Source organism: Geodermatophilus sp. FMUSA9-8 (assembly GCF_037034165.1).
GTDB lineage: Bacteria > Actinomycetota > Actinomycetes > Mycobacteriales > Geodermatophilaceae > Geodermatophilus > Geodermatophilus nigrescens.
The window spans coordinates 66373-78244 of record NZ_JBAGKE010000002.1 but is presented as its reverse complement, the minus strand read 5'-3'; the positions used below and the strand labels follow the sequence as shown (position 1 = coordinate 78244).

Here is an 11872-nt window from a genome sequence, read left to right as displayed (position 1 = left end):
CACCTAGGCTGGCCGGTCGTGACCCGTCGCGTCGCCGTCCTCGCCGTCGGTGTGGTGCTCCTGCTGGTGGCCGGCGTGCTCGGGGCGGCGCTGCCGGTGCCCTACGTGGCCCAGGTGCCCGGCCCGACCTTCAACACCCTCGGCGACATCGACGGCGACCCCGTGATCAGCGTCCGGGGCCGCGACCGCAACGAGGTCAGCGGCAACCTGAACCTCACCACCGTCGGCGTCAGCCGCGCGGGCCTGAGCCTCGTCGAGGCGGTCCGCGGCTGGTTCGACGACGAGATCAGCGTCGTCCCCGAGGAGTCGGTGTACCCGCCCGACCAGACCGAGGAGGAGATCGAGCAGGCCAACCGGCAGGCCTTCCTCACCTCGGAGGAGTCGGCCGAGGCCGCGGCGCTCGGCGAACTCGGCTACCCGGTGAAGGTCGTCGTCCGCGGGCTGTCCGGGGACGACTCGCCGTCGGACGGCCTGCTGGAGGAGGGCGACGCGATCGAGTCGGTGGCCGGGCAGGCCACCCCGGACTCGGCCGCGCTGACCACCGTCCTCGGCGGCATCGCGCCCGGCACCGAGGTCGAGGTGGGCTACACCCGCCTCGGCGAGCCGGGGACCGCGACCCTGACGACGGCGGCCGCCGAGGGGCGCGCGGGCTCGGTGCTGGGCGTGCTGGTGACCGAGCAGCCCTCGGCGCCCTTCGACGTCGACATCGACGTGGCCGACGTCGGCGGCCCCTCGGCGGGCCTGATGCTGACGCTCGGCATCCTCGACCTCGTCGGCGACACCGACCTCACCGAGGGCGCCGTGGTGGCCGGCAGCGGCACCATCGACGCCGAGGGCACCGTGGGCCCGATCGGCGGCATCCAGCTCAAGATGGTGGCGGCGCAGGAGATCGGCGCCGAGCTGTTCCTCGTGCCGGCCGACAACTGCGCCGACGCGCTCGGCTCCCCGGCCGCCGGCCTGACCCTGGCGCGGGTGGCGACGCTGGACGACGCGCTCACCGCCCTCGAGGACGTCCGCGCCGGGCGCACGCCGCAGGGCTGCTGACCCCGGCCCCGGCACGGGACGCCCCGCGTGGGGGATGCTGTCGGCCAGCACGGGCCCCGCCGGGGAACCCGGTGCCGCGCCGGACGTTGGTCGGGGCGACACCGGGCCGTCCGGCGGACCGGTGTCCGCGCCGTCGCGGCGGCGCGCGTCCGACCGCACGCGGTCGCCCCACCGCGGGAACGCACCTCCCGGTGTGCCCCGCACCTGCAACTGAAGGAGACCGCTCGTGGCCATGCGGCCCCCCGTGTCCGTGCCGACGCTGTCACGGCGCGCGAAGGTGGTCATCGGGTCCATCGCCGTGCTGCTGGTGCTGTTCACGGCCATCGGGACGCTGACCAACGTCTACGTCGACTACCTCTGGTTCGACGAGACCGGCTTCACCGAGGTGTTCTGGACCGAGCTCCAGACGCGCGCGCTGCTGTTCGCCGTGGCCGGCGTGGCCACCGGCGGGCTGACCGCGCTGGCCGTGTACCTCGCCTACCGGTTCCGCCCGGCCTTCCGGCCGATGTCGCTGGAGCAGCAGAACCTCGAGCGCTACCGCCAGTCGCTCGAGCCGCGCCGCACCCTGGTGCTCACCGCCGTCGCCGTCGTCGTCGGCCTGTTCGCCGGGTTCACCGCGCAGGGCAGCTGGGAGACCTGGCTGACCTTCCGCAACTCGGTGCCCTTCGGCTCCGTCGACCCGCAGTTCGGGCTCGACCTGTCGTTCTTCGTCTTCGAGTACCCCTTCTACCGGCTGCTGATCAGCTTCGGCTTCGCGATCGTGCTGCTGGCGCTCATCGGGTCGCTGCTCACGCACTACGTCTTCGGCGGGCTGCGGCTCCAGACGCCGGGCCAGAAGCTGACCGGCGCGGCGATGGTGCAGCTGTCGGTGCTGCTGGGCCTGTTCGTGGCGCTCAAGGCCGTCGCCTACTGGTTCGACCGCTACGACCTCGTCTACTCCGACCGCGGCGAGCTGTTCAGCGGCGCGAGCTACACCGACGTCAACGCGCTGCTGCCGGCCAAGACGATCCTGGTCTTCGCCGCCGCGTTCTGCGCCATCGCGTTCTTCGCCAACGTCGTCGTCCGCAACTTCCGGCTGCCGGCCGCGGCGCTGGTCCTGCTGCTGCTGTCGAGCCTGGTGATCGGCGTGGCCTACCCCGCGATCGTGCAGCAGTTCGTGGTCCGCCCCAGCGCCAACGAGCGGGAGGCCGCCTACATCGAGCGGGCGATCACCTCGACCCGCGAGGCCTACGACCTCACCGACGTCGACTACATCGACTACGCGCAGCAGACCACCGGCGACAACGCGGACACCGACGCCGCCTCCGGTGAGCTGCGCGACGACCAGGCGACGATCCCCAACGCCCGGCTCCTGGACCCCAACGTCCTGTCCGACACGTTCACGGCGCGCCAGCAGATCCGCAACGTCTACGGCTTCCCCGACAAGCTCGACATCGACCGGTACACGGTCGACGGCGAGACGCGCGACTACGTGGTCGCCGTCCGCGAGCTGGAGAGCGGCAGCCTGTCGGAGAACCAGGACACCTGGATCAACCGGCACACCGTCTACACCCACGGCAACGGCTTCGTGGCCGCGCCGGCCAACCAGGTGGTCACCGGCCAGGAGGGCGGCGAGCCCAACTTCACCAGCCGGGACCTGCCGACGGTCGGCGACATCGACGTCGAGCAGGGGCGCATCTACTACGGCGAGCTCATCGAGGACTACTCGGTGGTCGGCGCGCCGGAGGGTGCCGACCCGCAGGAGTTCGACCGGCCCGAGGACGGCTCCGAGGGCGAGGTCAACAACACCTACGACGGCGAGGGCGGCGTCGCGATCGGCAGCTTCTTCCGGCAGCTGACCTTCGCCATCTACTACCGCGAGCGGAACTTCCTGCTCTCCAGCGCGGTCAACGACGCCTCCCGCGTCCTCTACGTCCGCGACCCGCGCGAGCGGGTGGAGAAGGCCGCGCCGTTCCTCGAGGTCGACGGCGACCCGTACCCCGCGGTCATCGACGGCCGGGTCACCTGGATCCTCGACGGCTACACGACGTCGGACGCCTATCCGTACTCCGAGCGCATGGAGCTCGGCGAGGCCGCGGCCGACGCGCTCACCGGCCAGGGGACGACGGCGCTGCCCAACGAGCAGTTCAACTACATCCGCAACTCGGTCAAGGCGACCGTCGACGCCTACGACGGCACCGTGCGGCTCTACGAGTGGGACACCGAGGACCCGGTCCTCAAGGCCTACGAGGCCGCGTTCCCCGGCGTCATCCAGCCGCGCGGGGACATGAGCGAGGAGCTCGTCAGCCACGTCCGGTACCCGGAGGACCTGTTCAAGCTGCAGCGGGACATCCTCACGCGCTACCACGTGAGCAACCCGAGCGACTTCTACCAGCAGAACGACCGCTGGGCGGTGCCGACCGACCCCACGCAGTCGCAGGAGACGCAGGCCACCGGTGAGGCGCAGCCGCCGTACTACATCCTGGCCGCGCGGCCGGGGGAGGACGGCGCGACGTTCCAGCTCACCAGCGCGCTGAACGCCTTCCGCCGGCAGAACCTCTCGGCGTTCATCTCCGCGTCGAGCGACCCGGACAGCTACGGGTCGATCCAGGTGCTGCAGCTGCCGGGCAACACCCCGTTCCGCGGGCCGCAGCAGGTGCAGCAGTCGTTCAACACCAACGACCAGGTCGCCCGCGACCTCACGCTGTTCAACAGCGAGGACTCGCAGGCGGTGTTCGGCAACCTGCTGACCCTGCCGATCGGCGCCAACGGCCTGCTCTACGTGCAGCCGCTCTACGTCGAGGGCACCGGGGAGAACTCCTTCCCGCTGCTGCGCAAGGTGCTGGTCAACTACGGCGGCCGCGTCGGCTACGCCGACACGCTCTCCGACGCGCTGGACCAGGTGTTCGGCGCCGGCGCGGGCGACACCGCGACCGACTCCGACGACGCGGACACCACGCCCGACCCGCAGGAGCCGGCCGACCCGACGACGCCGCCGGCCGACCCGTCGGCGCCGGCCGACCCGACCACCCCGCCGGACGGCGGTGGCACGTCGACGCCGGAGCTCGACCAGGCGGTGTCCGACCTCGACGCGGCCCTGCAGCGGCTCGAGGACGCGCAGCGCTCGGGCGACTTCGCCGCCCAGGGGCAGGCGCTGGCCGACCTGCAGTCCGCCGTCGAGGCCTACGAGGCGGCGCAGGCCGCGGCGGGCTCGGCGGCCCCGGCGTCGCCCACCGGCTGACGTCTCCGGCACGGCAGTCCGGGCCCCGGTCCTCCTCGCGAGGGCCGGGGCCCGCTGCCGTCCGGGGCCGCCTGCCGTCCGGGGCCGCCTGCCGTCCGGAGCCGCCTGCCGTCCGGGGCCGCATGGCCGCCCGCGGGCCGCTAGGGAAGGCTGTACGCGGCCGACGCGCGCGAGCAGGAGGACACATGCGGATCAGCGAGACCCCGGAGTGGCGGGCCCTGGCCGAGCACCACGGCGAGATCGGGCACCGGCACCTGCGCGACCTCTTCGCCGAGGACCCGCAGCGGGGCACCGACCTGGTCGTCACGGCCGGCGACCTGTACCTCGACTACTCCAAGAACCGGCTGACCCGCGAGACGGTGCGCCTGCTCGCCGCGCTGGCCGACGCCGCCGGCCTGCGGGAGCGCACCGAGGCGATGTTCCGCGGCGAGCACGTCAACAGCACCGAGGACCGCGCCGTGCTGCACGTGGCGCTGCGCGACCCGCGGACCAGCGGCCTCGACGTCGACGGGCACGACGTCAACGCCGAGGTGCACGAGGTGCTCGGCCGGATGGCGTCCTTCGCCGACCGGGTGCGCGGAGGGGAGTGGACCGGGCACACCGGCGAGCGGATCCGCGCGGTGGTCAACATCGGCATCGGCGGCTCCGACCTCGGCCCGGCGATGGCCCACCAGGCGCTGCGCGACTACTCCGAGCGGTCGATCACCGTCCGGTTCGTGTCCAACATCGACCCGGCCGACCTCGCCGAGGCCACCCGCGACCTCGACCCCGCCAGCACGCTGTTCATCGTCGCGTCCAAGACGTTCACCACGCAGGAGACGCTGACCAACGCCCGCGAGGCACGGCGCTGGCTGCTCGAGGGGCTCGGCGGCGACGAGGCGGCGGTGGCGAAGCACTTCGCCGCCGTGTCGACCAACGCGCAGAAGGTCGCCGAGTTCGGCATCGACACCGAGAACATGTTCGGCTTCTGGGACTGGGTCGGCGGCCGCTACTCGTTCACCTCGGCCATCGGGCTGTCGCTCATGGTGGCCATCGGCCCGGAGCGGTACCGCGAGCTGCTCGACGGCTTCCACGCCGTCGACGAGCACTTCCGCACCGCGCCCTGGGAGGAGAACCTGCCGGCGCTGCTCGGGCTGATCAGCGTCTGGTACGTCGACTTCTTCGGCACCCAGACGCAGGCCGTGCTGCCCTACTCGCAGTACCTGGCGCGGTTCCCCGCCTACCTGCAGCAGCTGTGCATGGAGTCCAACGGCAAGTCGGTGCGCCTCGACGGGTCGCCGGTCGACGTCGCCACCGGGGAGATCGTCTGGGGTGAGCCCGGCACCAACGGCCAGCACGCCTTCTACCAGCTGCTGCACCAGGGCACGGTGCTCGTGCCGGCGGACTTCATCGCCTTCGCGCAGCCGAACGACCTCGCCCACGGCAGGGACCTCGACGGCATGCACGACCTGTTCCTGTCCAACTTCCTCGCCCAGCCGCGCGCGCTGGCCTTCGGCCGGACCGCGGAGGAGGTCGCCGCCGACGGGACCGCTGCCGACGTCGTCCCGCACAAGGTCATGCCGGGCAACCACCCGTCCAACGCGATCGTGGCGCCGAAGCTGACGCCGTCGACGCTGGGGCAGCTCGTGGCCGCCTACGAGCACCGCGTCTTCACCCAGGGCGTGGTGTGGGGGATCAACAGCTTCGACCAGTGGGGCGTGGAGCTCGGCAAGGTCATGGCCAACGAGCTGGCGCCGAAGCTGCAGAGCGAGGGTGCGCCCGACTACGACTCCGACTCCTCGACGAACGCGCTGGTCCGGCTGCTGCGGGAGGGCGCGGGCCGGCCGGCCTGACCGGCCCGGCGACCCCCGTCTGCGGTCGCCGTCCCCGCGGGGTACAGTGGTCTCACCGACGCGGGGTGGAGCAGCTCGGTAGCTCGCTGGGCTCATAACCCAGAGGTCGCAGGTTCGAATCCTGCCCCCGCTACTCGCACGACGAGGGCCCCGGATCACCCGATCCGGGGCCCTCGCCGCGTCCGGGGCCGGCCCTGGGGGCCGTGCCGGGCGGAGGGCGACGGAGGTCACCGGAGGCCCGCGCCGAGGAGCCCCGGAGCACGTGTAGAGTGGGATCTACCGACGCGGGGTGGAGCAGCTCGGTAGCTCGCTGGGCTCATAACCCAGAGGTCACAGGTTCGAATCCTGTCCCCGCTACTGGCACGAGGGCCCCGGAGCACACCGCTCCGGGGCCCTCGTCGTCGTCCCGGAACAGGAACGGCCCGGCGCCGGTTGGCGCACGGCATGGAGCCGACCGTCCACGACGCCCCCGACGCCGACCGCTACGAGATCCGCGACGGCGACCGCCTGCTCGGCCTGGCCGCCTACCAGCGCCGCGGCGAGACGGTGGTCTTCACCCACACCGAGATCGACCCCGACTCCGAGGGCTCGGGCCTCGGCGGGAAGCTCGTCCGCGCCGCCCTGGACGACGTGCGGAGCCGGGGCGGCGCCGTCGTCCCGCAGTGCTCCTTCGTGCGCGGCTGGATCGAGCGCCACCCGGAGTACGGCGACCTGGTCGCGCGCGACTCCTGACGCGCGACGCCGCGGCCCGCCTGGTTGGGTGGACCGTGTGCGCGTCCTCGTGGCCGGGTGGTTCAGCTTCGACGAGGTGATCGCCACCGTCGGCGACGAACTGGGCGGGGACGTCGTCGCCGGCTGGCTCACCGAGCTGGGCGTGCCGTACGACGTCGCCGTCGCGCCGTTCCTCGAGGGCGGCGCGGACGGCCGCGGCGTCGACTGGCGCGACGCCGACCCTGCCGCGTACACGCACCTGGTCTTCGTCACCGGGCCGGTCCGCGACTCGCCGCTGCTGCGCGAGCTCACGGGCGCCTTCGCCGGCTGCCGCCGCCTCGCCGTCAACGTCTCGGTGGTCGAGGAGGCCGGGCGGGCGCTGTTCGACGAGGTGTGGGAGCGCGACGCCGACGGGATCGCCCGCCCCGACCTCGCCGCCGACGGCCCGGCCGCCACCGCGCCGGTGGTCGCGGTGGCCTTCACCCCGGCGCAGGCCGAGTACGGCGACCGCAGCCGTGCCGAGGGCGTCCGCGAGGAGATCGAGGAGTGGCTGGCCGACCGGCAGCTGCCCTGGTTCGAGCTCGGCATGGACATGTACGAGAAGCCGCACCCGCGGCGCCCCGCGCAGGTGGAGGCGCTGATCGCCCGCGCCGACGTCGTGGTGAGCATGCGGCTGCACGGGCTGGTGCTGGGCCTCAAGGCCGGCCGGCCGGTGGTGGCCTGCGACCCGATCGCCGGCGGCGCCAAGGTCACCCGGCAGGCCGGGGCGCTGGGCTGGCCGCTCGTGGTGCCGGCCGAGGAGGTCGGCGCCGCGGCCCTCGACGCCGCGCTGGCCCGCTGCCTGTCCGGCGAGCTCGACGGCGCGGTGGCCGGGGCGCGCGAGCGCGGGCGGCGCGGCAGCGTGGAGGCCCGCGCCTGGCTCGGCGGGCGACTCGGCCGGTCCTGAGCCGTCCGACGCGCCCGGGTGTGTTGCCCCTCACACCCGGTCCTCTCTAGCGTGCGGTCAGAGGTGACCGTTTCGACGAGGGAGTCGTCCCGTGACCATCGCAGCCGTGCCCCCGGCCGACGCAGGCGACGTCGACCTGGCGACCGTCGACCTGTCCGACCGGGACTGGTGGACGACCCCGCCGGAGTACCGCCACGCCGCCTTCGACCGGCTGCGCAGCGAGCGCCCGTTCGCCTTCTTCGCCGAGCCCGACATCCCCGGCTTCCCGCCCGGCCCCGGCTACCACGCGGTCACCCGCTACGCCGACCTCGAGGCGATCAGCTCCCAGCCGGCCGTCTTCTGCTCCGGCAAGGGCGCGGTGTCCATGCAGGACGTGCCGGCCGACCTCAACGAGTTCTACGGCTCGCTGATCAGCATGGACGACCCGCGGCACGCCAAGATCCGCCGCATCGTGTCGAAGACGTTCACGCCGCGGATGCTCGAGCGGACGCTGGACTCGGTGCGCGCCGTCGTCGACGACGTCCTGGTCCGCGCCCGGGCGAAGGCGGAGGCCGGCGACGGGAGCATCGACGTCGTCGCCGACATCGCCGCGCCGATCCCGCTGCGGGTCATCTGCGACATGATGGGCGTCCCGGAGGCCGACCGCGCCTCCGTGCTGGCGAACTCGAACGTCATCCTGTCCGGCGGCGACCCGGAGCTCATCGAGAACGACGACCCGCTGACCGCCTTCCTCACCGCGGGCATGGAGATGGCCGCCCTGATGGAGCGGCTGGCGGCCGAGCGGCTGGCCGAGCCGCGCGACGACCTCACCACCGCGCTGGTCAGCACCGAGGTCGACGGCGAGAGGCTGTCGCACCAGGAGATCGCCTCGTTCTTCATCCTGCTGCTGGTCGCCGGCAACGAGACGACCCGCAACGCGATCTCCCAGGGCCTGCTGGCGCTGTCGCAGCACCCCGACGAGTGGGCGCGCTGGGCCGCCGACCCGGCGCTGGACCGCACCGGCGTCGAGGAGGTCGTGCGCTGGGTCAGCCCGGTGACCTGGATGCGCCGCACCGCCACGCAGGACGGCGAGCTGAACGGCCACCGCTTCGCCGCGGGGGAGAAGTTCCTGCTGTTCTACGCCGCCGCCAACCGCGACCCGGAGGTCTTCGCCGACCCGCAGCGCTTCGACGTCGGCCGCGACCCCAACCCGCACGTTGGCTTCGGGTCCAAGGGGCCGCACTTCTGCCTCGGCGCGCACCTGGCCCGCCGCGAGCTGCAGGTGACCTTCCGGGCCGTGTTCGACCAGCTGCCCGACCTGGAGGTCACCGGCCCGCCGCACCGGCTGGCGTCGTCGTTCGTCAACGGCCTCAAGCGGCTGCCGGCGCGGCTGGGCGGGGACCGCTGATGCGGGTCGTGGCCGACCGGGAGGTGTGCGTCGGGGCGGGCTCGTGCGAGCTGCTCGCGCCCGACGCGTTCGAGGTCGACGACGACGGCGCCGTCCGGGTGCTGCAGGAGCGGCCGGACGACGCCGCCGCCGTGCGCGACGCGGTGTCGCAGTGCCCGACCGGGGCGATCAGCCTCCTCGAGGACGCCTAGCCGAGGGCCTGCTCGAGGTCGGCGAGCAGGTCGTCGGCGTCCTCGATGCCCACCGACAGGCGCACCAGGTCGCCCGGCACCTCCAGCGGGGAGCCGGCGGCGCTGGCGTGCGTCATCCGGTGCGGGTGCTCGATGAGCGACTCCACGCCGCCGAGGGACTCGGCCAGCGTGAACAGCCGCGCCCGCTCGCAGACCCGCAGGGCCGCCTCCTCGCCGCCGGCCAGCCGGAACGACAGCATCCCGCCGAACCCGGACATCTGCCGGGCCGCGATCTCGTGGCCGGGGTGGTCGGGCAGGCCGGGGTAGAGCACCCGCGAGACGGCCGCGTGCGAGGAGAGGTACTCCGCGATCCGGGCGGCGTTGGCCTGGTGCCGCTCCATCCGCACGCCGAGGGTCTTGATGCCGCGCACGACCAGCCAGTCCGACAGCGGCCCGGAGACCGCCCCCATGGCGTTCTGGGAGTAGGCCAGCTGCTCGGCGAGGTCGCCGTCGCGGACGACCAGCGCCCCGCCGACGACGTCGGAGTGCCCGCCGAGGTACTTCGTCGTGGAGTGCACGACGACGTCGGCGCCCAGCGTCAGCGGCCGCTGCAGGTAGGGGCTGGCGAAGGTGTTGTCGACGACGAGCAGCGCGCCGGCCTCGTGCGCGATCTCGGCGGTGCGCGCGATGTCGGCGACGTTGAGCAGCGGGTTGGTCGGCGTCTCGCACCAGACGACGCGGGTGGACCCCGGGCGGATGGCAGCGCGCAGCGCGTCGGCGTCGTTGAGGTCGGCCGGCGTGTGCTCGACGCCCCAGCGCGAGACCACCTTCGAGATGAGCCGGAAGGTGCCGCCGTAGGCGTCCCCGCCGAGCACGACGTGGCTGCCCGGCGCGCAGACGGTGCGCAGCAGGGTGTCCTCGGCGGCCAGGCCGGAGGCGAAGGCCAGCCCCGCGGTGCCCTCCTCCAGCGACGCCAGCAGCGCCTGCAGCGCGTCCCGGGTCGGGTTGGCGCTGCGGGCGTACTCGTAGCCGCCGCGCAGCCCGCCGACGCCGTCCTGCTTGAACGTGGTGGCCAGGTGCAGGGGGACGACGACCGCGCCGGTGGCCGGGTCGGGGTCCTGCCCGGCGTGGATGGCGCGGGTGTCGAAGCCGGGGAACTCGGTCACCGGGTCACCCCCGCCAGGTGGCCGAGCACGTCCTGGCGGGTGACCACGCCCGCGGGCTTGCCGTCGACGTGCACGACGAGCGCGTCGGCCTCGCCGAACTCCGCGACGGCGGCGCTCACCGGCTCGCCGGAGCCGATGATCGGCAGCGGCGCGGACATGTGCTTCTCCACCCGGTCCGACAGCGAGGCGCGGCCCGCGAACAGCGCGTCGAGCAGCACCTTCTCGTCGACCGAGCCGACCACCTCGCCGGCGGTCACCGGGGGCTCGGCGCGGACCACCGGCATCTGGCTGACCCCGTACTCGCGCAGGATGTCGATCGCGTCGCGGACGGTCTCGTTGGGGTGGGTGTGCACGAGCTCCGGCGTCTCCCCGCCCTTGCCGTGCAGCAGCTCGCCGACCGTCTCGCCGGTGGCGACGTCGAGGAAGCCGTAGTCGGCCATCCAGCGGTCGTTGAAGATCTTGTTGAGGTAGCCGCGGCCGCCGTCGGGCAGCAGCACCACGACGACGTCGTCGGGCCCCAGCTGCTCGGCCGCGCGCAGCGCGCCGACGACGGCCATCCCGCACGAGCCGCCGACGAGCAGCCCCTCCTCGCGGGCCAGCCGGCGGGTCATCCGGAAGGAGTCGGCGTCGGAGACGGCGACGATGTCGTCGGCGATCGACCGGTCGTAGGCCTCGGGCCAGAAGTCCTCACCGACGCCCTCGACGAGGTAGGGCCGGCCGGTGCCGCCGGAGTACACCGACCCCTCGGGGTCGACGCCGACCACCTGCACCCGGCCGCCGGAGGCCTCCTTGAGGTAGCGGCCGATGCCGCTGATCGTGCCGCCCGTCCCGACGCCGGTGACGAAGCAGGTCACCTTCCCCTCGGTCTGCTCCCAGATCTCCGGCCCGGTCGTCTCGTAGTGCGAGCGGGGGTTGGCCGGGTTGGCGTACTGGTCGGGCTTCCACCCGCCGGGCGTCTCGCGGGCCAGCCGGTCGGAGACCGAGTAGTAGGAGCGCGGGTCGGACGGGTCGACGGCGGTCGGGCAGACGACGACCTCGGCGCCGTACGCCCGCAGCGTGTTGACCTTGTCCTGGCTGACCTTGTCGGGGCACACGAAGATGCACCGGTAGCCGCGCTGCTGGGCGACCAGCGCCAGGCCGACGCCGGTGTTGCCGCTGGTCGGCTCGACGATGGTCCCGCCCGGCTTCAGCTCCCCGCTGGCCTCGGCGGCGTCGACCATCCGCACGGCGATGCGGTCCTTCACCGACCCGCCGGGGTTCATGTACTCGACCTTGGCCAGCACCAGAGGTGCGTCCGGGCCGAGGTCGGCGGTCACCGACGACAGCCGGACCAGCGGGGTGCCGCCGATCAGGTCGACGACGGACTCGGCGTACTGCACGCGGACCTCCTCGCCCG

The 11872-nt window shown here is 73.4% G+C and carries 9 protein-coding genes and 2 tRNA genes; 9 read left to right on the top strand and 2 right to left on the bottom strand.

From position 1 onward, the window contains the following. Window positions 1-18: 18 nt before the first annotated feature. The 9 genes from WA616_RS04635 to WA616_RS04595 all read left to right on the top strand — a co-directional run bounded on the left by WA616_RS04635 (window position 19) and on the right by WA616_RS04595 (window position 9331). On the top strand, window positions 19-1044 hold the full coding sequence (locus WA616_RS04635; RefSeq protein WP_336027732.1) for a YlbL family protein: 1026 nt from the start codon (window positions 19-21) through the stop codon (window positions 1042-1044). A 232-nt stretch (window positions 1045-1276) separates the two neighbouring features. Next, entirely contained in the window at window positions 1277-4264 is a 2988-nt protein-coding gene (locus WA616_RS04630; protein ID WP_336028530.1) for a UPF0182 family membrane protein, read from the top strand. Between the two features lie 185 nt (window positions 4265-4449). Further along, window positions 4450-6096 (top strand): glucose-6-phosphate isomerase, encoded by a 1647-nt coding sequence (gene pgi, locus WA616_RS04625; RefSeq protein ID WP_336027731.1) that lies wholly within the window; start codon window positions 4450-4452, stop codon window positions 6094-6096. A gap of 59 nt (window positions 6097-6155) precedes the next feature. Continuing rightward, window positions 6156-6229 (top strand) — tRNA-Met (locus tag WA616_RS04620). Window positions 6230-6379: 150 nt separating this feature from the next. Continuing rightward, window positions 6380-6453, top strand: a tRNA-Met gene (locus tag WA616_RS04615). Window positions 6454-6540: 87 nt separating this feature from the next. After that, a complete protein-coding gene (locus WA616_RS04610; RefSeq protein ID WP_336027729.1) occupies window positions 6541-6828 on the top strand; it encodes a GNAT family N-acetyltransferase in 288 nt (95 codons plus the stop codon). A 28-nt stretch (window positions 6829-6856) separates the two neighbouring features. Continuing rightward, the gene (locus WA616_RS04605) at window positions 6857-7753 is read left to right on the top strand and encodes a polysaccharide pyruvyl transferase family protein (RefSeq protein WP_336027728.1); all 897 of its coding nucleotides are present in this window, start codon (window positions 6857-6859) and stop codon (window positions 7751-7753) included. Between the two features lie 91 nt (window positions 7754-7844). Beyond that, on the top strand, window positions 7845-9140 hold the full coding sequence (locus tag WA616_RS04600; RefSeq protein WP_336027726.1) for a cytochrome P450: 1296 nt from the start codon (window positions 7845-7847) through the stop codon (window positions 9138-9140). Between the two features lie 8 nt (window positions 9141-9148). Next, window positions 9149-9331 (top strand): ferredoxin, encoded by a 183-nt coding sequence (locus tag WA616_RS04595; protein ID WP_442901969.1) that lies wholly within the window; start codon window positions 9149-9151, stop codon window positions 9329-9331. On the opposite strand, the gene WA616_RS04590 is transcribed toward WA616_RS04595, so the two are convergent. Beyond that, window positions 9328-10476 (bottom strand): cystathionine gamma-synthase, encoded by a 1149-nt coding sequence (locus WA616_RS04590; protein WP_336027722.1) that lies wholly within the window; start codon window positions 10474-10476, stop codon window positions 9328-9330. The genes WA616_RS04595 and WA616_RS04590 overlap by 4 nt on opposite strands. After that, window positions 10473-11855 carry a cystathionine beta-synthase gene (locus tag WA616_RS04585; RefSeq protein ID WP_336027720.1) on the bottom strand — a complete coding sequence of 461 codons (1383 nt, stop codon included), beginning with the start codon at window positions 11853-11855 and terminating at the stop codon, window positions 10473-10475. Before WA616_RS04585 ends, WA616_RS04590 begins: the two co-directional genes overlap by 4 nt. Window positions 11856-11872: the final 17 nt, after the last annotated feature.